Source organism: Pseudoalteromonas sp. MEBiC 03485 (genome assembly GCF_004195145.1).
In the GTDB taxonomy this organism is placed as follows: domain Bacteria; phylum Pseudomonadota; class Gammaproteobacteria; order Enterobacterales; family Alteromonadaceae; genus Pseudoalteromonas; species Pseudoalteromonas apostichopi.
Map to the genome: position 1 here is coordinate 2,081,149 of NZ_SGBT01000001.1, position 20,764 is coordinate 2,101,912.

General features: G+C 39.1%; 17 protein-coding genes and 1 other RNA gene. 11 read left to right on the plus strand and 7 right to left on the minus strand.

Annotated elements, in window-relative coordinates; all coding sequences use genetic code 11:
* The first annotated feature begins 11 nt into the window (after positions 1 to 11).
* The 3 genes from accA (at position 12) to EVU92_RS09570 (ending at position 2,706) form a co-directional block, all read left to right on the plus strand.
* On the plus strand, positions 12 to 968 hold the full coding sequence (gene accA, locus EVU92_RS09560) for an acetyl-CoA carboxylase carboxyl transferase subunit alpha (protein WP_130051031.1): 957 nt from the start codon (positions 12 to 14) through the stop codon (positions 966 to 968).
* A 90-nt stretch (positions 969 to 1,058) separates the two neighbouring features.
* Positions 1,059 to 2,369: a tRNA lysidine(34) synthetase TilS gene (gene tilS / locus EVU92_RS09565; RefSeq protein WP_130051032.1), complete on the plus strand. Its 1,311-nt coding sequence runs from the start codon at positions 1,059 to 1,061 to the stop codon at positions 2,367 to 2,369.
* Positions 2,362 to 2,706: a hypothetical protein gene (locus tag EVU92_RS09570; RefSeq protein ID WP_130051033.1), complete on the plus strand. Its 345-nt coding sequence runs from the start codon at positions 2,362 to 2,364 to the stop codon at positions 2,704 to 2,706. Before tilS ends, EVU92_RS09570 begins: the two co-directional genes overlap by 8 nt.
* Positions 2,707 to 2,731: 25 nt before the next feature.
* Here EVU92_RS09570 and EVU92_RS09575 read toward each other — a convergent pair whose 3' ends face one another.
* Complete coding sequence (locus EVU92_RS09575; protein ID WP_130051034.1) at positions 2,732 to 3,628, minus strand: GGDEF domain-containing protein; 897 nt, start codon at positions 3,626 to 3,628, stop codon at positions 2,732 to 2,734.
* Positions 3,629 to 3,767: 139 nt separating this feature from the next.
* On the opposite strand from EVU92_RS09575, the gene EVU92_RS09580 reads away from it, so the two are divergent.
* Positions 3,768 to 5,741: a monovalent cation:proton antiporter family protein gene (locus tag EVU92_RS09580; protein WP_130051035.1), complete on the plus strand. Its 1,974-nt coding sequence runs from the start codon at positions 3,768 to 3,770 to the stop codon at positions 5,739 to 5,741.
* On the opposite strand, the gene EVU92_RS09585 is transcribed toward EVU92_RS09580, so the two are convergent.
* Positions 5,742 to 6,887 (minus strand): patatin-like phospholipase family protein, encoded by a 1,146-nt coding sequence (locus EVU92_RS09585; protein WP_130051036.1) that lies wholly within the window; start codon positions 6,885 to 6,887, stop codon positions 5,742 to 5,744.
* A 134-nt stretch (positions 6,888 to 7,021) separates the two neighbouring features.
* On the opposite strand from EVU92_RS09585, the gene EVU92_RS09590 reads away from it, so the two are divergent.
* A complete protein-coding gene (locus EVU92_RS09590; RefSeq protein WP_130051037.1) occupies positions 7,022 to 7,891 on the plus strand; it encodes a DUF3014 domain-containing protein in 870 nt (289 codons plus the stop codon).
* Between the two features lie 136 nt (positions 7,892 to 8,027).
* Positions 8,028 to 8,124, plus strand: an RNA gene (gene ffs, locus EVU92_RS09595) — signal recognition particle sRNA small type.
* A gap of 661 nt (positions 8,125 to 8,785) precedes the next feature.
* On the opposite strand, the gene EVU92_RS09600 is transcribed toward ffs, so the two are convergent.
* The 5 genes from EVU92_RS09600 to EVU92_RS09620 all read right to left on the minus strand — a co-directional run bounded on the left by EVU92_RS09600 (position 8,786) and on the right by EVU92_RS09620 (position 13,707).
* Entirely contained in the window at positions 8,786 to 9,070 is a 285-nt protein-coding gene (locus EVU92_RS09600; RefSeq protein WP_130051038.1) for a hypothetical protein, read from the minus strand.
* A 1-nt stretch (position 9,071) separates the two neighbouring features.
* Positions 9,072 to 9,395 carry a helix-turn-helix domain-containing protein gene (locus EVU92_RS09605; RefSeq protein WP_130051039.1) on the minus strand — a complete coding sequence of 108 codons (324 nt, stop codon included), beginning with the start codon at positions 9,393 to 9,395 and terminating at the stop codon, positions 9,072 to 9,074.
* Between the two features lie 421 nt (positions 9,396 to 9,816).
* Positions 9,817 to 11,196, minus strand: a complete 1,380-nt coding sequence (locus EVU92_RS09610) for an alpha-amylase family glycosyl hydrolase (RefSeq protein WP_130051040.1) — start codon at positions 11,194 to 11,196, stop codon at positions 9,817 to 9,819.
* A gap of 245 nt (positions 11,197 to 11,441) precedes the next feature.
* Positions 11,442 to 11,642 (minus strand): hypothetical protein, encoded by a 201-nt coding sequence (locus EVU92_RS09615; protein WP_130051041.1) that lies wholly within the window; start codon positions 11,640 to 11,642, stop codon positions 11,442 to 11,444.
* Positions 11,643 to 11,916: 274 nt separating this feature from the next.
* Positions 11,917 to 13,707: an ATP-binding protein gene (locus EVU92_RS09620; RefSeq protein WP_130051042.1), complete on the minus strand. Its 1,791-nt coding sequence runs from the start codon at positions 13,705 to 13,707 to the stop codon at positions 11,917 to 11,919.
* A 282-nt stretch (positions 13,708 to 13,989) separates the two neighbouring features.
* On the opposite strand from EVU92_RS09620, the gene EVU92_RS09625 reads away from it, so the two are divergent.
* The 5 genes from EVU92_RS09625 to EVU92_RS09645 all read left to right on the plus strand — a co-directional run bounded on the left by EVU92_RS09625 (position 13,990) and on the right by EVU92_RS09645 (position 20,724).
* Positions 13,990 to 14,289 carry a hypothetical protein gene (locus tag EVU92_RS09625; protein ID WP_130051043.1) on the plus strand — a complete coding sequence of 100 codons (300 nt, stop codon included), beginning with the start codon at positions 13,990 to 13,992 and terminating at the stop codon, positions 14,287 to 14,289.
* A 194-nt stretch (positions 14,290 to 14,483) separates the two neighbouring features.
* Positions 14,484 to 15,329 carry an HDOD domain-containing protein gene (locus tag EVU92_RS09630; RefSeq protein WP_130051044.1) on the plus strand — a complete coding sequence of 282 codons (846 nt, stop codon included), beginning with the start codon at positions 14,484 to 14,486 and terminating at the stop codon, positions 15,327 to 15,329.
* Positions 15,330 to 15,561: 232 nt separating this feature from the next.
* On the plus strand, positions 15,562 to 16,203 hold the full coding sequence (locus EVU92_RS09635) for an SIMPL domain-containing protein (protein WP_276319788.1): 642 nt from the start codon (positions 15,562 to 15,564) through the stop codon (positions 16,201 to 16,203).
* A 315-nt stretch (positions 16,204 to 16,518) separates the two neighbouring features.
* Positions 16,519 to 19,137 (plus strand): TonB-dependent receptor, encoded by a 2,619-nt coding sequence (locus EVU92_RS09640; RefSeq protein WP_130051046.1) that lies wholly within the window; start codon positions 16,519 to 16,521, stop codon positions 19,135 to 19,137.
* Between the two features lie 129 nt (positions 19,138 to 19,266).
* Positions 19,267 to 20,724: a family 10 glycosylhydrolase gene (locus EVU92_RS09645; RefSeq protein ID WP_130051047.1), complete on the plus strand. Its 1,458-nt coding sequence runs from the start codon at positions 19,267 to 19,269 to the stop codon at positions 20,722 to 20,724.
* The last annotated feature ends 40 nt before the right edge of the window (positions 20,725 to 20,764 follow it).

Sequence of the window (20,764 nt, forward strand, 5' to 3'; positions counted from 1 at the left end):
TAGTTTAGAGCATGAGCCTCAATTATCTTGATTTTGAGCTTCCAATTGCAGAATTAGAAGCAAAAATTGAAGAATTACAAAATGTAAGCCGCGCTGGCGAATTAGACCTTGGATTAGAAGAGGAAGTCAGTCGATTAAAAGAGAAAAGTGCTGAAATGAAAGAGAAAATTTTCTCTGAATTAGGTGCTTGGCAGGTTTCTCAGTTAGCCCGTCATCCGTTGCGTCCTTATACTCGTGATTACATCGAGCGTATTTTCACGGAATTTGACGAACTAGCAGGCGACCGTACTTTTGCTAACGACCCAGCTATTTTAGGCGGTGTTGCACGTTTTGATGGTCAACCAGTGATGGTTATTGGCCAACAAAAAGGTCGTGATACTGCAGAAAAAATTAAACGCAACTTTGGTATGCCAAAGCCAGAAGGTTACCGTAAAGCACTACGCTTAATGGAAATGGCTGAGCGTTTCAAAATGCCAATCATGACATTCATCGACACGCCAGGTGCATACCCAGGTGTTGGTGCAGAAGAGCGTGGTCAAAGTGAAGCTATTGCTCGTAACCTTAAAGTAATGGCTGCATTAAAAGTACCAACCATCTGTACTGTGATCGGTGAAGGTGGTTCTGGTGGTGCATTAGCAATTGGTGTGGGTGACCGCGTTAACATGTTGCAATACAGCACTTACTCAGTTATTTCACCAGAAGGTTGTGCATCAATCTTATGGAAAAGCGCAGACAAGGCACCATTAGCTGCAGAAGCAATGGGTGTAACTGCTGCACGTGTTAAAGAGCTTGATTTAATCAACAACGTAATTGATGAGCCGCTAGGTGGCGCACATCGCAATTATGATGCCATGGCTCGTAACCTTAAAAACCAACTTAAGCGTGATCTTGCTGAGTTACAAGGCCTTTCACTTGATGAAATGCTTGATCAGCGTTACAAGCGTTTAATGTCGTTTGGTTATTGCTAACACAGCAAATAAATGAAAAAAGCCGCTTTTGCGGCTTTTTTTGTTTTATAATGCAGATAACTCAGGCGCTTATATACTCATTGGTTATTAATGCAAACATCAGGTTTATATCACCATTTTTTAGCACAACTACAGCCTTTGCTGAACGCTCAGCAACGCTACTTTAGTGTCGCCTTATCAGGTGGTGTTGACTCTGTCGTGTTATTACATCTAATGAGCTTAGCTCGAAAACAGCATCCTGAACTTGAACTTGAAGCCGTGTATGTTAATCATGGTTTGAGTGAACATGCTTATGAGTGGCAAGTATTTTGTAAATCGCTATGCGAAGAGCTAGGTGTGACATTTAAAGCGTTGCAGGTTGAAATTATTGAACGCTCGCGTACTTCACTCGAAGCACAAGCTCGAGAGGCAAGATACCAAGCTCTCGATGAGCACTGTTTGGTTGGTAGTGTAATTCTGCTTGGTCAGCACTTAAATGACCAACTTGAAACTTTCTTATTACGGCTTAAACGCGGCTCAGGCTTACAGGGCTTGGCATCGATGCAACAAAAGCGATTATTAGCTTCTGGGCGAGTTTGCTTTAGGCCACTGATAGATATTACTCGTGAGCAAATAGAGCAGTTTGCCGATGAGTTTGCCATTACCCACATCACCGATGACTCAAATGTTGATGAACGCTTTGACCGTAATTTTTTACGTCATCAGGTAATGCCTACTTTAACTGAACGCTTTCAAGGCTTTGAAAAAAGTGCAGCGCGTAGTATTCGACTGTTACAGCAACAGCAATCGTTACTTGATGAGTATACCCAAAACGATCTTGCAAACTGTCAAAATAAGTATAAAGGCTTAAGTTGTGCGGCAATTGCTGATTTTAGTAAGCCCAGACAAGCTAACCTAGTGCGTGCGTGGCTTAATCAGTTTACGTATCAGTTACCTTCTGAAAATCAACTGCAGCAAATTATCGAGCAAGGCTTAACGGCAAAAGCCGATGCGCAGTTAAAAATCTGTTTGCAAAGCGGCGATGTTCGTCGTCATCAGCAATATTTGTATTTTGTGACGGAGCAAGCAATACCACAGGCAATGGATATTGCTTTGCAAAGCGTTGAACTTACAGATGGCCGCAAATTAATTGTCAAAGCGGGCAAAGGTGTTAGGAAACCTCAAAAAGATGAGCGAGTAAGGGTTGAGTTTAATAAACCACAAGCGCGCATAAAGCCTTTGCATAAACCTGGCTCAAATACCTTAAAACATTGGTTTAAAGATGCCAAAGTTGCCCCTTGGCTTCGTGCGCAGACACCACTTATTTTTTATAATGACCAACTTGTGCAAGTTGTTGGCTACTTTGTTAGTGAGCAGCACAGTGTTGAAGATGGAATTATCTGGGAGACACCCTATGAGTGAACAACCACATGTAGGTTTATCGCTAGTTAATAAAGCACCACTAGGCTTTGTGTTATCTGTGTTAGTGGCTGTTATTGCTGGTTTTGCCTATACAGAACTGACTTTAAACACACTTTTTTATGCGCTAGCTGGCGGCATAGTTTGTTCAATATTGCTGCTAGGCTATTGGTCAGGTAAAGGCGGTATTTTCTTTATTTTAGGCGTGCTTACGCCATTGGCTTTAGTGATGGTATCGCCCCTTACCAACATGGCTGCCTTGCTTTACTTATTAACTGGCTTCTTTGCTGGTTTTTGGTTAGTACTACTTGGTTATAAATTTATAAACAAAAAAGCCTAGCGGGGGATGCTAGGCTTTTACTTGATTAGTAAGCTCGTGCGCAATTTCTGCCTGCTGCTTTTGCCTTATAAAGGCCTTTATCAGCACGTGCGAATACTTCATTTTCGCAGTCTTGGTTATTGGCGAGTGTATAACCAATACTAGAAGAAACACTATATTTTTTCATTAAGCTGGAATCTTCTACTAGTTTCATAATGCGTTCTGCAACCACTTTATTGGTTGTAAATTCGGGGTCATCAATTAATAACGCGAATTCGTCTCCGCCAAAGCGAAAAATTGAGTCTGTTCCACGCACGCTGCAACGCAAAACTTCAGCAAATTCTTGTAAAACATCGTCGCCAATTTTATGACCATAGGTATCGTTAACTTGTTTAAAGTTATCTAAATCAAGCAGCATTAAACTAAACGGACGATGTTGTCGGCGGCAACGCTCTAATTTTTGTGCCAAGCTGTCATTAAATTGACTACGGTTGTTTAAGCCAGTTAGTGCATCTTTAGTAGCCAAGCGTAATACGCGGGTGTACATAAGTGCGTTACGTAACGGATAAACAAGGACTGCATGAAGCATTTTTAGTCTAGCTTCAATTGCCTTGCCCATAGGAAATTGGCTAAAGTAAATTAATTGCCCTAATCGTTCACTTTCGATATCTAAATCAAAAGAGTAGGGTGTTTGACTGGTATCGCTTCCAGCACTTTGTGACACTCCGAGCGCAGATTGAAACTGTAACCCAGATAAATTGATTAATTGTTTTGCGTGCTCGGCAAAAATAGTCAAAATTTCTTCGATTGATAACGTGGTTTGTAACCTCGCGACCAAGTCTTGTGGATTATTCGTTTCATTTATTCGGTAATGCTCTGCCGAAAACGGCAGAAACTCGCCTCGCGCAGACACCCGCTGCGTCAAAATATGGACATTTTCCATGATAATTCTCCCCCCGGAGTGTTTAGATACTCATAGTTAGCGAGATTTGTGCCACATTTTTAAACTGGCTGAAAAACAGATGGTTGCTATATTTAAAGGAGGGTACAGCTTTATCATCAAGTAGAAAGGAGTTTATTGCTTGCAAAATGTGCTGATTCAAGTGTTTGGCTTGCTCGTCGCTGCCGTATTATTTGTTTGGTTCTTCAAACGAATTGGTTTACCACCTATTCTTGCTTATCTTGCTACAGGCTTGTTGGCGGGTAGTCATGGTATAGGCTGGATGGCGCAAAGCCATGAAATGCATTTTGTTGCTGAGCTAGGCATTGTGTTCTTATTGTTTAGTTTAGGGCTTGAGTTTTCATTGCCGCGTTTAATGGCGATGCGCAACATTGTATTTGGCCTTGGATCCTTGCAGGTGGTGGTAACCAGTATTGTGTTTATGCTGGTTTTACTATTGTTGGAGCACAGCCTTTTAAATAGTTTTACTATTGCCAGTTTGATGGCACTGTCTTCAACGGCGGTGGTGGTTAAGTTGCTTAAAGAATCAGGAGATTTAAATCAGCGCCGCGGTCAGCTGGCAATCGGGGTGTTGCTATTTCAAGATATTGCTGTTGTTCCTCTGCTCATTGTTTATCCTTTACTAGTTCAAAGTGGCTCTGAAGAAATTGTTGGCGCACTTGCTTTTGCTCTCACCAAAGGTGCCTTGGTGTGTATTTTGTTGTTTGGTATAGGTAAGTGGATTTTACCTAAAGTGTTTAGCGAAATAGCGCTAGTAAGAACCGATGAGCTATTTATGCTAACGACCTTACTGGTTACCTTATTTGCCGCAGGTCTAACTTACTTATTTGGCTTATCAATGGCGTTAGGGGCTTTCTTAGCTGGTATGATGTTGGGTGAAAGTCATTATCGACACCAATTAGAAGCCGATATTAGGCCTTTTCGCGATATTTTAATGGGGCTATTTTTTGTTACTGTAGGTATGCAGTTAGATGTGCTTTATGTGCTAAATAGCTGGTACTGGATCATCACCGTATTAATTGGCTTGTTACTGTTTAAAATTGCAGTGCTCGCGATTTCTGCTCAAGTGATGGGTGAACGTAAGCAAGATGCTGTATCGGCAGGTATAATGCTTTGGCAAATGGGGGAGTTCGGTTTTGTATTAATAGCGCTTGCTTCGCAGCATTTATTAATAAGCTCAGAGCAAGCTTCATTTTTAATTGCAGTTGGCGTGCTTTCAATGGCGTTAACGCCTTACCTCATTGATAAAACCCCCCTTATTCTTAAAAAACTGGGTCTTTTGAGCCACACAGGTCAGTACTGGCAACAGCCTGCGACCAGCAGTCCTTTGTATCAAAATCATGTGGTGATCTGTGGCTTTTCTCGCGTAGGCCAAACTGTTGCACGTTTTTTAAAACCTGAAGCTATTGAGTATGTAGCGGTAGAAAGTAACCCTATCTTGCTGCAAGAAGCTAAAGCAGCTGGCGAGCCTGTTATATTTGGCCATGTAAATCAAAAAGATATTTTAAAATCAGCGGGTGTAGAGCGTGCAAGGCTAGTGATCATTACTTTTACAGATTTTGAGCAAACTCAAATAGTTGTAGATGCCATTAAGCAAATTGCGCCTGATGTTAAAATACTTGTAAGGATGCGTGATGATACAGAACTTGAAACCCTTAAAGAGCTTGGTGTTACTGAAGTTGTGCCAGAGACGCTGGAAGCAAGCTTAATGTTGGTGTCACATGTGCTTTATATGTCTGGCGTGCCGATGACGCGAATTATTCGCCGTGTTAGTAAAGAAAGGCGTAATCGCTATAAGTTTCTACATGGTTTTTTCACTGGTGATAAACTTGATGGTGAAGAGGCGAGCTCAGACAGACTTGAGTATCTGCATGTTATTGCGTTGCCTGAGCATGCTTATGCGGTAAATCAGAAAATTAGCGAGCTAAAGCTTGAGCAGCGCCGCGTGTCGGTTAGAGCACTGCGCCGACAAGACCGCGAAATTGACGCTCCTTCACCACAAACTATTTTACTGGCGGGCGATATTTTAGTGCTCCAAGGTAAACCTCGGCGAGTAGAGCGGGTAGAGCGCTTTTTACTCGATGGTATGGAATAGCTACTCCAACTCTAAGAATTTGCGAATTTCTGGTAGTTTATTGAGACCATCTTGGTAGCCAATTTCAATTAGCTTTTGGGTATAGCGTTTCTCAAAGAGCAAGTAGCTGGTTAAACTTGATTGAGAACGCTTTTTCACACCTATCATGCGCAGTAGTAATTTGATTGCCATGGGCATATCATCATAAAACTGAGCAGCAATCGCATTGAAGTTTTGCGATGGATTGATGACGCATGTTTCGATTTGTTTTAGTTCCTGGTGCTTGTCGCGGGCAGGCAATAGGCTCAAAGTGCGATTGATACGTTGTAAGCGCTCTAAGTCAGACTGTAAAGTGTCTGTGAACACACTGTCGAGTAAGTGACCAGCAATATTAGAAAGACCTGGGTAATGGGGTTGATAACCCGGTGGGTGCAACTCTTTTGGCTCATCAACACCAATAATAAAGATTTTCTCAGCACCTAAATGTATTGACGGGCTAAGCGGCGAGAGTTGGTGAATAGAGCCGTCACCAAAATAGTGGTTATAAACATTTACACTTGGGAACACCATAGGAATGGCACTTGATGCCATTAAGTGCTCAACATTAATGCGGGTTGCTTGGCCTTCACGCTTTGCTCTGCGCCAAGGATTTTGTGTCAGTGACTGAAAAAACGCTACAGAGTCGCCAGTGGTATAACTTGAAGCCGTAATTGAAACTGCATCTAAATAGTTTTTATGTAGGTTTCGTTCAATACGCGATAAATCGAGTATTTCGTGCAGTAGTTTTCTAAGTGGCTTATTGTTTAATAAGCTCGCTGGTGGGTGGTTTATATGTTCAGATTGAAAGCTTGTCAGCATGTTGCGAGTAATATGCAAAAACACACTTAAAAAGTCACTTTTATATACTTGAGAAGTAGAAAAGTTCTTCCAAACCCATTCAAGTTTTTTACATGCTAAGTGAGCACAAGATGCATAACAAGCTAATGCTGCGGAATTAATTGCGCCAGCTGATGTCCCATTAATAATAGTAAAGGGCAGCGGTGCTGTTCGAGGCATGCTTTGCGTTATCGCTTTAAGTACACCGACTTGATAAGCCGCTCGTGCGCCACCACCTGTTAGTAATAAAGCGATTTTAGAGTGTTGTGTTTTTTTTAACTTACTGCTCATGGTTGCATTTAAATAGTTGTGCGTCTTTACTTTATTTATCAACTGTAAGTCTTTAAGCTAGAAGAAGCAAAGATTAGCTCAAGGCTAAATGGTTTTTTCGTATTTTTATCTGTTTTATTTTTAAGGGAGTGTCTATGTCGGAGCATTCGTCAGAACCTGAAGTACAAAAAGGTTCATCAAATAATAACCTCATTTTTGCGGTTGTTATTCTTATCCTTATCGCTGGTGTAGCAGCGTTTATTTTATTAAAGCCTGAAGATAAACCAGTTCAAGTTGTTGAAGACATTGTTACTGAAGAAGTACCTGTTGTGGAATATCAAGAACCAGAAGCAGAGTCAGAACCAGAAGTTACAAACCCTGAACCAGAGCCTGTTGTAGTAGATACAGCTCCAGAGCGCACTCCTGAGCCAGTTCCTGAAGTTAAGCCATTACCAACCTTAAATGAAAGTGATGAAGTTGTTGTTGCTCGCATGGATGAATTACTAAGTGACCAAGTGATGAGTTTAATGGTGACTGATGATCTTATTCGTCGTGGTGTTGTGTATGTTGATAACATTGCAAAAGGTAAAGTAGCATTAAGTCATGCTCCTGTTGAGCGCCCTAAGGAGTCGTTCAAAGTCATAGAAGGGGATATTTTAACAATCGATCCAAATAGCTATGAGCGTTACACGCCTTACGTAAAACTATTTACTAGTTTAAGTGCTGCACAAGTTATACGTATGTATGACGAATACAAGCCACTGATTAACGAAGCTTATGCAGAAATTGGCTACGAAGGTGATGCATTTACTGGGACTTTAGAAGAAGCTATTGATGTGCTTCTAGATACGCCAGATCCAAAAGGTGATATGCCACTAGTTCGTAACTCAGTCACTTATCAATACGCATACTCTGAATGGGAAAATCTTCCTGATGCGCAAAAACAATTGCTACGCATGGGGCCAGAAAATATGAAAAAAGTGAAAGCAGCTTTACGTAACATAAAAGCTGAACTTGAAAAGTAAGTAATTACCCCTCTAAATACAGTGTGATTGTATACCAAGTATGCAATCGCACTTTCTTTTTCGAATACCCCTTGAATAACAGGCTAAAAGTAGAGATAATCCCTCCCGCGCCAAACAAGGCCCTCAATGGTAGTCTTATTGGTCCTCTCGCAACACTAGCAGGTGAACCTGGTCAGGCCCGGAAGGGAGCAGCCACAGCGTGTGACGTGTGTGCCGAGATGCGGCTGGTAAGACTGCCACCCAAAATCCTACTTGGGTGACTTTCTTTATTTTCATTATCTTTTTCAAGTTTTAATACTCTGTTGTAATCCAATATTTATCTGATTTTATTTTAATTGCTCTAGATACTTGGCTTTTTCAGTCCAAGACGCGGTGCCGTGTTTATGTGCAATAGAATTTGGATGGTATTGTTGCTTATGCCTTAATGCGGTTCGTTAGGCTTGCAGTGCAATTTGACAGACTTAATTTTTGTATGGTTTTTGATAAGTGAGGAGTCTAGAGTTCTTAAAATAGGTCAAACTGCTGCTTGTATTTATGCATGTTCAATGGTGGCACAATGGGTGTTAGGCAGGTGTATAGTGAGCGCCTTAATGCTCCCTAAAACTTAAGTGAATTGGGAATGCTTTATTGTCCCAATAGTAAGTATAGAAAGGTAACCTTCTTTCAAGAACTCTTTCAGAATTAATGTAAGATTCAAATGATAAGAATGAAAAGTATAGCCCTTGTCTATACTTTTCTAATCTTGAAATGAAACAGAAAACGATGAATAAAATTAAGAATGTCAGGCTCAAAATGAAGAGCTTAAAGTCGACGTAAAACAGCACCAATGTTAACAACGAAAGTGCTAAAGAATGATTGATAATTCTTAATTTGTTTTTTTTGAGTATTATCATTTTAGTTACTTGTTACATAGTTTATGTAATCAATTTCTTCTCTATTTAATGCTTTTTCTTCAGTGTCGTTATGATGCATTGCATCATTAAGAAAAGTAGAGCTGAGCTTAATAAAGTTTATTTTGTCTTCAAGTGATGTGTTATCTAGGCCTGCGAGAAGTAGTTTGCTGGAGAGCTCTGAAATAGATGCTCGGTTATTTCTCGCGAAGTTGAGACGTGGTAAAGAGTCAATAACAAGTATTAAGTTAACAATAGACTCATCTATATTTTTGTCCAATACGTTCATTTTATTCTCTCCTTATATTTATTAACTTGAAACCGACTCCTCTCACACTTTCAATAATGTAGCTGGTGTCATTCAAGATAATTCTTAACTGATAAATTGAAACATTTACATTGCCAATAACAGCTTTCTGTTCTGGCCAACCAATCCTTAGTAATTCGTACCTATTAACTGTTTTTCCAATATTCCGATAAAGAACCTCAAAAACCCTAAATGTGGCAGGGCTGACTCTGTATTTTTTTCCATAAATAGTCAGGCTTCCGTAATCAAAAATAAGAGGTTTGTTTTTGATTGGAGCTTGGCTGGTTCCTGAGTGTTCTGATTTCATCTTATCCTCCGTATCCAAATATGGTACTTGGTTTAATTGTCATATCAATAATTATTAAAAGTATTAAAACCATTAAAAATATTAAATTACTAAACGATTAAATTACTAAACCGCTAAATTCTTAAGGTTATGAAATTACTATGTTTATTTAAAATATTGAAATTTTCAAACTTTAAAGATGAGTAGTATGAAATGAAAATTTATTAATAAAAAAGTATCAATTTTGCGCGGTGGTTACTCGCTCTAGAAATGAAAAAAATAGTAGATAACTGGCCTAATCTAGCGTTAGACAGTCGTATTAGCGCCATTGCTTTTACTAAACTATTTCTATACTTAAAAATAAAAAAAGGTGCAGCAGTAGCACCTTTTTTTATAAGAATTGATAAAGGAATTCATGCTCTCTTAAGTGCACTCAAAATTGTTATTTCGCGAATACTTTAAACTCCCAAGCAGGCAGGGTTAGTGTTGAGCTTTCAGTAAACTCAACTATTTCTTTAGAAAGTACTTCTTTATATTTTCCTGTAAACAACGGCTCTTTAAAGCTGACAGTTTTAGGCTCTTTTGAAAGATTGAATACGGCAAATACTTTATCGTTTCCTTTTGCACGAACAAAGCTAAGCACCTGCTTAGGTGCGGTGTTTGGTACATGTACCATGCGGCCGCCAAATTGACCATTCCACAGGGCTTCATTGTTATGTTTGAGTGCAAATAGCGATTGGTATAAATCACCGATAGGGTGCTTTTGCCACTTTATTGGATCGCGTTCGAAAAAGGCGAGTCGTTTATCGTTGCCAGCTTCTTGTCCGTTATAAATCATCGGGAAACCTTCGCCAATCACAGAAAGTGTAATTACAGCTTCAAGTGCATCGCCGTAGTTTTCGAACATGGTGCCTTCCCATGCATTGGTGTCGTGATTTGCAACACCTACAAGGCGGTACGCCTCGGCCGGGAATGCACTTTCATTCCATGAATAATAAAGGAAGAGAGCGCTGACATCGGCATGAGCATTTACGATATTATGCATATGCTTAGACCATGACCAAGCGTAAGTCATATCGAATGCTTTAGCATGTAAATCACGAGATTCCCACTCAGCCAGCATTAAAACAGGCTTTATTTCATCCAGCTCACGGCGAACGTTATTCCAAAAGTCGACGGGTACAAAGCCTGCCACATCACAGCGATAGCCATCAATACCTACTTCTTTTACCCAGTATTTCATTGATTCAGTCATATACTTACGCAGCGCTGGCTTTGAATAATCAAAATCGATAATGTCAGACCAATCCCACCAAGGCGTTGGCCTAAAGTTTCCTTGATAATCACGCTCGTACCAATCAGGGTGCTCATAGCGAAGCCAATTATCCCAGGCACTGTGATTCGCTACCCAATCTAAAATAACATACATACCCATTTCATGAGCTTTATCAACAAAGGCTTTTAGATCATTCAATGTGCCAAATTCAGGGTTTACTTTACGGTAATCTTTTACAGAATAAGGGCTACCTAAACTGCCCTTGCGATTTTCTTCGCCAATAGGGTTAATGGGCATGAGCCAAATAATATCTACACCTAATGCTTTTAAGCGAGGCAGCTGTTGCTGTGCTGCAATAAAGGTTCCTTCTGGAGTAAATTGGCGAGTATTTAATTGATAAAGTACCGCATTTTTTGACCATTCAGGATGAGTTATTTTTACATAGGCTTCTGGTTCATAGGCACTTTTTGTACTTGTGGTTTGTGAACATGCAGCGAGTAAGCTCAGTGTAAATATAAGCAAGCTTTTGGTAAGAAGTGAATTCATGTCAGACCTTGTTGTCAATTTAAATTGTGTGTACTAACAAACAGTCTGATAAATATATACCCAAGGTTTGTGTGTAACAAATTTGTACATACGTATTCACAGTATATTTACGTAATCGATTAAGTTCATCTTTCAAAAGTGTATTTAAAGGGCTAGGAAGGTAAAAACTTAAATGATTAAACAGGGTCGGGTATATGTTAAAACGACAGCAATGCATAGCCAAGCTGTCGTTTAAATATGCTGAGCTAGGCTGAAATCATAAAAGCAGATTTACTGGCATCCCAGCTGATCAGTTTTTTAATTTCTAGCTCTTTTAAAATGGTTAGTAATTCAGAGTCACTTAGACAACAGCCTTGTTTTAATGTATCGAGTGATATCTCTTTATTACGGCTATGAAGCTTAGAGGCCAACATAATACGGTAGATTAATTTTGACTTACGGTTCATAACGCATCTCCTCCACATTTTTGTTTATAGCAATTAGTTTGCTACTTGGTTTTATAATTTGGTCTAATGTGTACTGATGGTTTTTTCGACTATGGGGGATCTTTTTAGCTAAGTCAATTAATATCGAATGATATTTGTACAGCGCTATAAGAGAGGGAGTTAGTAGTAATCTACAAATATAACTCATTGAAAATATGTAATAAGTTACGCTTTAAAAAATTGGTATATTTATAAGAAATTAAAAATCAGAGGGTTATCGCTGTACTATAAAAGCTTAGTCAATGAGCTCATCGCGGCTAACTGCAATTGCATCATGCAGCGCTTTAAATAGTAAATGCTTTTCAATGGGTTTGCCTACGTGGCCATTAAAACCACAGTTCATGTATTCGATTATATTTTCTTTCATCACGTTGGCAGTCAAGGCAACAACGGGAATCTCTTTATCAATACTACGAATATGGGAGCAAGCTTCGATCCCTCCCATATTTGGCATTTGTATATCCATCAAAACTAAAATGGGGTTGAGTTGTTTAAATAGCTCGACAGCTTCAGCACCATCTTTTGCAAAGTGAAGTTCTGCGTTGGTTTCTGCAAGCATCGATTTGATGATCATAGTATTGAGTGGGTTATCTTCAGCAATTAATAAGGTTTTAGCCGATAAATCAGGTGCGGTTACATCAGTAAAGCTATCATTTAAGTGTTGCTTTTCAGATACTTTGAGCGGTAAATAAACCGTGAAATGGGTGCCTTTACCGAGTGCGCTGTCTACATCAATACGGCCATGCATCCGTTTAACGAGATTCGCGGTGATCGACATACCCAACCCTGTACCGCCAAAACGCCGCGTTATGCTGTTATCGGCTTGCTGAAAACGGTTAAATAGATGCATTAACCCCTCTTTATTCATACCAATGCCGGTATCAATCACTTCTATCTCAACACCTTGCTTTTGGCTTTGCGAAGATTTATTAACCTTTATTTGCACGCCACCTTGCTCGGTAAATTTAACGGCGTTAGAAACCAGGTTTAAAATAATTTGTCGAACCCGAACTGGGTCTCCTATCCATAAATCTTCAACGTCATCGTCTATATCTATGTTTAATTCAATTGCTTTTTCGTTACAAAGCGGCAGAAAATCAGAATTGATCGACTCAACGACCTTCGACATCGAAAAATCCACCTGCTCAATCGAAAGCTCGTTCGCCTCCATTTTCGAAAAGTCTAAAATATCGTTGATAATGGTAAGGAGTGACCGACAAGAAAACAGCGCCTTAGCAACAACTTCAATATTTTTCGGTTTTTGAATGTTCGGCTGCAAAATTTGTAATAGCCCCATTATGCCATTAAGTGGAGTGCGTATTTCATGACTCATATTAGCTAAAAATTCTGATTTTATTCTTGTGCCTTCTAAGGCACGTTCAGTAAGCTCAATCTGTTGTTTATAAGAGTTTGAAAGCTTTCTAAAGTAAATAAGCAATATGCTGGTGAGCAATATAATTGTTAAAACATGAACGGTATAAGCAATTTGGAAGTTTTCATCAATTGCGATACTTTTTTCTTTAAGTGTTAAGTTTATATGTTGCTCGAACGCGGCAAGTGCCTTCAATGCCTCTGTATCATCTACTTTAACTTTGGAATCTATTTGCTCGCTAGTTGCGCCATCAGCAATCATTTTTAAAACAATGTCGAGATTATTTTTATACTCATTAACCGTTTTTTTAACGTCAATAAGTGCTGTTTGATCGTATTCTTTTATTGCGCCAAGTTTGGCAAAGATCTCTTTTATTTCGCGGAGTTCATTTTCAATGGGCGGTAGGTATAGATCTGTATTTTTTCTTAGTACTAGGTTTTTAAAATGGTGAATAAAGCCACCATAACCGAGTTTTTGAATTAGCTTGTCGTGAAGTACATAAATGTTAGCGGCGGTTTTTGAATAGTCATGCCATTGTGAGTCAACATTTCTGTAAAAGAATAAAGAGGTAACAGTAAGTGAAGCTACTAATGCAATCATGATAATGGCATTTACTTTTAACTTGTTTTTAGTTTGCTGCAACGCTTTTATCATCAGTTTACGGCACCTATCCTGTTGTTATTCTAAGCATAGCGCATTTTTATTTGTTCACATAAGAAAGGGTAAAAGCTGTGACGGCTTTTTTATGAAAATATTAAAAGTCCTATACAAAGGAAAAGTAATCTAACGTGTTCAAAAGCCCTTTGTAAAATAATGATTTGAAATTAATTGATTTAACTGTACTTTTTTCGTACTTGTTGTATCTTAAGTTGGTACGCTATTTTAAGGTTTAATTGAGTGTAGGCTAACACTCATTTGTTAAGTGGAGTAAAGGATATGCACGCACACACAGTCAAAGAATCAGCAGCAACTATTCAATCGGGTGTCGCAAAAGCGGATGGTAAGCTTTTAGTTACTGAACAAGACATTGTTTTTGAACCGTTTAATAAAGAGTTAGGCTTAGGCCCATACAGATTTTCACGAGCGCAAATCAATAACGTTGATAAGTGTTCAGGTAAAGGTGCGGGTATTTTGCCAATCACAGCAGATGGAATTCGCATTACTCTAAATAACAAGGATGTATTTGAGTTCATTTTAGCAAACCCTGATGAGTGGCTAAGCGTACTTGCTCACTAAGCAAACCGCAAACCTTCAAAAAGACGGCATATTATAGCAACGTGTCATAATATGCCGTGTTAGCTTTTTATGAATTAATTCCCTTTCTTCGCAACACATTGATCTCAAACAATACTAAGGCAAACTTCTTAGGTTATTTTACACATCTAAACTATTAAATTGCTCGTTGCTTATTAACGGAGGCTCTTGGGCAAATGATCAACTTAGATGAACAACACCTAGTTTCACTCGAACGCGGTTTTCATATTCCACCTAAACCTGAGCTATTGAGCCAAATTGCCGAAGAAATGCAAAAATCTGATGCAAGCTTAGATAAAGTAGCCAATTTAATATCACGTGACATTAGCCTTTCGGCCTTATTATTAAAAACAATCAACAGCCCCGTGTTTGGCTTACAACGCACCATAAGTGATATACGCCAAGCGGCGATGTTTTTAGGGTTAGATCAGCTTAATCGGCTGGTAACTTTGGCTCTCCTAAAGCAAAACTTTAAAGGCAATGCTTGTATTAGCTTAGAGCGCTTTTGGGATGAATCGGTTGAAGTTGCAAATGCCTGTGTGTTGCTGGGTAATCGTTATAAGTCTTTAATGCCAGTGGATGAGCTTTATTCATTAGGGCTTTTTCATAATGTAGGTATTGCTGCCATGGCATTAAAATTTAGAGATTATGTTGAGGTACTCAAGCAAGCAAACCTAGCCAAAGAGCTCGCAATTACAGACCTTGAACAAGCACGTTATCAGTGTGACCATGCGGTGATTGGCTACTTTATTTCTGTATCATGGCACCTACCTAAGCCACTATGTCACGTTATTTTAAATCATCACAACACGCACTTTTTAGAGCAAAGCAATGATGAGCAGCAGCGTATGGCGTATGCCATTTTAAAGTGCGCAGAGAGTGCTGTGGACTATGCGCGCCACCAACAGTATTCAAGCGAGTGGTTTAAAATTAAAGAGCAATGCTTATCTGAACTTGGCATTGTTGACCAAGATTTTGCAGATATGGTCGAAGATTACGTCGACAATGCGATGGCGAGCTAAAGCTGCTTAGATTTTATTTCCTCTCATCTTAACTTCGATGCGGTAGCGAGTGCAGACTTGCTAACTTTGGTTTTTTTACACTTCATTAAAGCATAGTATTACTATACTTTCATACCGTAGCAAGGCATCATAACTTTTTCTAGGGAGAGATTATGATGCTTAAATCTTTGTTACTATTGGTTTTATGTACCAGTTCTGTGATGGCTGAACGAGTTTACCAGATAATCGCCACATCGTTGTTAAAGGTGAGGCTGTTGTGCGTACTGCTCCCGATATGGCTAATATCACGTTAGAGTTTGAATCTGTAAAAGCTGAAAGTTTGCAAGCGAAGCAGCAAGTCGATACGCAAGTGAACAAACTTCTTGCGGGATTAAGCAATTTTTCTATAGACGAAAAAAGTATCTCTGCGGGGCGGATATTTGTTGAGCCCAATATGCGTTATGACGAAAACGATAACCTAGCTAAAGATGGTTTTCGAGCCACGCGTAAGCTCAAAGTCAGCCTTAAACAACTCTCTCTTTTGGATGGTTTCTTAAACTTTGCTCTTAAAGTGGGTGTCAATCAAATCGAGCAAATTCAACTTTTATCAACGAAAGCCTCAGACTACGAGCAAGTCGCTCTGAATAAGGCAGTAGTGAATGCCAAACAACAGGGGAGCAGCCTTGCTAGCGCATTCGAAGCGAAACTTGGTCGAGTGTATAGTATTCAATCGCAAGAGGTAGGTAGTCACTTCGGCTATGATAGCAATAACAATATTGAACAAATCTTGGTAACGGGCTCACGTATTAATGCAGTCCCAGAAGGTAAGTATTTACAAGAATCGATTACCTTCAGAGCAAGTGTCAATGTTGTGTTTGATTTTTTGTTAGAATAATTCTTTCTTTAAATAATGCTTTTTAGGTACCAGCTTAATTGTAAGTGCATGTTTTTATTGTAAATTCAAGTAATTGATTTTAATGGGGTATTTTTATTGCCTTTTTTAGGGTGTTTTTTTGGATGTTTTTTAGGAATTTTATATTTTAATTTGCATATTAATCAAGAATAAAATATCTTGATTTTGTGCGGCGTTGCTACTATTGTAGCCGCAATGTAGCAATAAAGTTGTTACCAGTTGTTGTTCAAAAGAGCATTTATGTAGTTTGTAGTCACAAAATCTCTCACTTTTTAAAAACGATAGGGTTACATTTCCATGAATAAAAAATTCTCCACGCTAACTGTTTGTATTAAAAAAGCATTGCTCCCAACACTTGTGTTAGGAACATGTACGACTGCCTTTGCAGCTGCTCAAGAAGATGGAAAAAATAAAATTACAAAAGAGGATATAGAGCAGATCGAAGTACGCGGCTATGCGGCGTCAGTTGAGAAAAGTATCAACATGAAACGTTTTTCAAACAGCGTTGTTGATGCGGTTTCTGCCGAAGACATCGGTAAATTTCCTGATCAAACAGTTGCTGATGCACTACAGCGTATTCCAGGCGTGCAAGTAGAGAAAGACTTAGGCGGTGAAAGTGATCGAGTGAGTATTCGTGGTACAGCACCTCATTTAAATATAACGCTGTTAAATGGCCAAAATGTGGCTTCTGCAACGGCTTCGGCATCAATTACACGCCCGTCGCGTGGTTTTAATTACTCATTATTACCAGCAGAAATGGTCGATACTCTAGAGGTTTATAAGTCTGCTGAAGCTGACATTGATGAGGGTTCAATTGGCGGCACTGTTGTAGTAAAAACACGTAAACCGCTTGATAGTGAAGCTAACTATGCTGCGCTTTCAGTAAAAGCATTTCATTTTGAAAACGCAGACGAAACTAAGCCATACGTGTCTGGTTTATATTCATGGAAAAATGAAGCCCAAGACTTTGGGTTTAATGTTGGTTTTGTCCACAAAGAAACGGCAACGCAGCGTGATAGTAAAGAAGTACGTTTTGGATATCGCAGCACAGATGCCAACCAAGATGGGAATGCAGAATTTTATCCAGGGGCAGTGGGTTACAACCGCTACGCAAGTGATAGTGATTTAGATACCGCAACAGCGACATTCCAATACGCAGCTAATGATAATCTTGAATTTGTTTTCAATAACTTATATTCAAAGTCAGAACATGAATCATATGGCACGTATTCAAGCGGTTTTATCTTACAGAATATTGCTAATATTGAGAACCCAGTGATTGTTGATGGTACGGTTGTCGCAGGTGATTTACCAGCACACAATAACTTGGGTTATTATGGTAATGCGGGATATCGCGGTGAATTTAAAACTCAAGCGCATGACTTAAAAGTGACTCTTAAAGCCGATGATTACACTCTTACAGGTCAATTTGGTTATAGTAAAGCGGATGGTGAGGTGAGTGATGTGTATTCTGAGTATTACGCCAATACAAATGCATCATTTACATTAGAAAACGGCACGCCTGATGTAACTTTATCTGCAGATTTAAGCCCTGAAGATTATCGATTAGATTACAACCATAAAAATGATATATTCAACGATTCTGATGAGCTTTATGCACAATTTGATGTTGAATATTTATTAGATACTGGTTTTTTCACTGCAATTAAAGCGGGTGTAAAATACCGTGAGCATACAAAAGCCGCCAGTTTAATGAAAGCCAATTATCCAAAAGTCTCAGCAGCAGGTGAAAATTTTAATTTGGGTATGTTTGCAAGTGATTCTGCTAGTGACGGCATTTTATGGCAGTTTGATAATAACCAATATGCAGACTGGATTTCATCAACAAGTCCTACTTCAGGTCCTTATGAGCACCTTGACTACACCTTCGATCTAGAAGAAACCGTTACGGCTGGATACCTCAAAGCTGTGTTCGAGCACAATAAGTGGCGCGGTAATATGGGCGTACGTGCAGTTAAAACAGAGCTTGACTCTCGTTCAGTTGAATACACAGGACGTAGTTTTGCGCCTGAAAATATTCAAGATGTGTATAGTTCAAATAGCTACGATGACTTTTTACCAAGTGTAAATATTAACTATGACTTTACGGATGATGTTGTGCTTCGCTTTGCTGCAGCTAAAGTAATGTCTCGTCCTGACTACGATTTTTTATCAGCGCGTAAAAGTGGCTACTGTGCAGCGGCAACAGGTTGTAAAGGCTCACAAGGCAATCCAGATTTAAAACCTTATCGTTCAACTCAATATGATTTATCAGCTGAGTGGTACTTTAATGAGTCATCAATATTGTCATTAGCTTATTTTTATAAAGACATTGATTCGTATATTACCAATACCACTATTGAAAAGCAGTGGACATGGACAGACCCTGATACTGGCGTTGAAGAGGTTCGTGATTTCTTAGTGACTCAACCGCAAAACGGGCTAGGTGGTGAGAATTCCGGCTTTGAAGTGAACTACACGCAAAAGCTAATGTATGGGTTCGGCATTCAAACGAACTACACTTATTCAGATGCTGAGCTAGAGCAAACTGCAGAGCAAAAAGCTGCGGGTGAAGAGGCTGTGTTACCTAACAATTCAGAAGATACCTTCAACGCGACTGTTTACTACGAAAATACAGCTTTCAGTGCGCGTGTTTCTTATACCTATCGTTCAGAATATTTTTATACAAATTACCTTGGTTTAAATCAGTATAAAGATGGTTTTGGTCAGTATGATTTGAATATAAGCTACAATGTTTCTGAAGATTTTAATCTTATTTTCCAAGCTATTAACTTAACAAATGAAGAGCAAAAAGCGACTTCAGGTAATAGCACCGGTATGCCAGATGCTAATCGCCCTTTAGCTATTCATGATTATGGTCGTCGTTTCTTGGTCGGCGCGCAAATGAAGTTCTAATTTTCTTATTTGAATTAGATTCATGTAGGCACAACAAGTTTTTGTTGTGCCTTTTTTGTGAGGTATACAGTGTATTTTAAACATTTATTATTATTGTTCATCTGCTTTGCTTTGAATGCGTGTGTTTTTATGCAAAAACAAGAGGCTACGAACATTGAAAAGCAGTTTTTTGGCACTATCCAGCAACCTCAGGTTGCAAGAGAGTTTCGTGCTGCATGGGTAGCAACCGTTGCAAACATTAATTGGCCATCAGAGCCTGGATTATCTGTTGCTGAGCAAAAACAACAAGCAATTAAAATCCTTAATTTACTAAAACAACATAACTTCAATACCGTTATTTTTCAGGTTAGACCGCAAGCAGACAGTTTATATAAAAGTACGAATGAACCATGGTCTTATTATCTTACTGGAAAGCAGGGAAAAGCACCTGAACCGTTTTATGATCCTTTAAAATTTTGGATAGAACAAGCACATAAACGAGGCTTAAAGTTACATGCATGGATAAACCCATACCGCGCTCATCATCACATTGGAGGCCCCGTTTCAGAGCATTCAGTTGTTGAAAAAATGACGGATAAAGTAGTGAAACTAAAAAATGAGACCTATTGGTTTTTGCCTACAGATCAAGCTGTAGTGTCGCATACTTTAAGTGTATTAACGGAACTTGTAGAAAACTATGATTTAGATGGTATTCACTATGATGACTACTTTTACCCATATCCTTCTTACAATAACGATGAAGGTTTTCCTGATGCTAAACAATACAGTCAGTATTTAGAAGCAGGTGGTGAGTTATCTATCGGTGATTGGCGCCGTGAAGCAGTAAATCATTTTGTGAAAAGCTTATACAAATTAGTTAAACAAACAAAGCCTCATGTTCTTGTTGGGATAAGCCCATTTGGTATATATAGGCCTGATGAACCTGAAACTATTCGTGGTATGGATCAATATGACACCTTGTTTGCTGATGCAAAGCTGTGGCTTAACGAAGGCTGGCTTGATTATTTTTCACCGCAACTTTATTGGCCAATTAATCAATATGCACAAAGCTACCCGCTCTTATTAAGCTGGTGGCAATCACAAAACACTCATGGGCGACATTTATGGCCTGGCATTAATGCATTGCGTTCATTTGATGAGGCTGGTGTTGATGAGGTCGTCAATCAAATTATGATAAATCGTGGGTTTTTATCAACTTCACCCGGTACAGTTTTTTGGAATGTTACAGCGCTTGAAGGCAGTCAATTGATGAGTGATGTGATTACTAAAGGCGTATTTCAACATCAAGCCTTAATTCCAGAAACTCCTTGGCTAGATGCGTCAGTAATAGCAGCTGTTAAAGTTGATGTTAAATATGATGGTGACGATGTTCATTTGACTTGGACACACCCAGATTCAGATCAAGTGTCTGAGTTACTTGTCTATCTAAAATATGCGCAGCAGTGGCACTATCATATTTACTCAAGTGATGAGAGTACGTTCTCTGTTGCAGCTTCTTATGGACAACGACCATTAGAGGCAATGAAGATAATTGCAATTGATAGGCTTGGTAATCAAAGCGCTGAGATTGAGTTGTTAATGAAATAGCACCTGTACTGTATATACAAAAATTTGTTACGCTTTGAAT

Bases quoted from the DNA above. Each gene is read 5' to 3' on its own strand.
- EVU92_RS09590 (WP_130051037.1), top strand. From the start codon at position 7,022: ATGTCGGAGCATTCGTCAGAACCTGAAGTACAAAAAGGTTCATCAAAT.
- EVU92_RS09575 (WP_130051034.1), bottom strand. From the start codon at position 3,628: ATGGAAAATGTCCATATTTTGACGCAGCGGGTGTCTGCGCGAGGCGAG.
- EVU92_RS09600 (WP_130051038.1), bottom strand. From the start codon at position 9,070: ATGAACGTATTGGACAAAAATATAGATGAGTCTATTGTTAACTTAATA.
- tilS (WP_130051032.1), top strand. From the start codon at position 1,059: ATGCAAACATCAGGTTTATATCACCATTTTTTAGCACAACTACAGCCT.
- EVU92_RS09645 (WP_130051047.1), top strand. From the start codon at position 19,267: ATGCAAAAACAAGAGGCTACGAACATTGAAAAGCAGTTTTTTGGCACT.
- EVU92_RS09640 (WP_130051046.1), top strand. From the start codon at position 16,519: ATGAATAAAAAATTCTCCACGCTAACTGTTTGTATTAAAAAAGCATTG.
- EVU92_RS09585 (WP_130051036.1), bottom strand. From the start codon at position 6,887: ATGAGCAGTAAGTTAAAAAAAACACAACACTCTAAAATCGCTTTATTA.
- EVU92_RS09630 (WP_130051044.1), top strand. From the start codon at position 14,484: ATGATCAACTTAGATGAACAACACCTAGTTTCACTCGAACGCGGTTTT.
- EVU92_RS09615 (WP_130051041.1), bottom strand. From the start codon at position 11,642: ATGAACCGTAAGTCAAAATTAATCTACCGTATTATGTTGGCCTCTAAG.
- EVU92_RS09620 (WP_130051042.1), bottom strand. From the start codon at position 13,707: ATGATAAAAGCGTTGCAGCAAACTAAAAACAAGTTAAAAGTAAATGCC.
- EVU92_RS09605 (WP_130051039.1), bottom strand. From the start codon at position 9,395: ATGAAATCAGAACACTCAGGAACCAGCCAAGCTCCAATCAAAAACAAA.
- EVU92_RS09610 (WP_130051040.1), bottom strand. From the start codon at position 11,196: ATGAATTCACTTCTTACCAAAAGCTTGCTTATATTTACACTGAGCTTA.
- EVU92_RS09570 (WP_130051033.1), top strand. From the start codon at position 2,362: ATGAGTGAACAACCACATGTAGGTTTATCGCTAGTTAATAAAGCACCA.
- EVU92_RS09625 (WP_130051043.1), top strand. From the start codon at position 13,990: ATGCACGCACACACAGTCAAAGAATCAGCAGCAACTATTCAATCGGGT.
- accA (WP_130051031.1), top strand. From the start codon at position 12: ATGAGCCTCAATTATCTTGATTTTGAGCTTCCAATTGCAGAATTAGAA.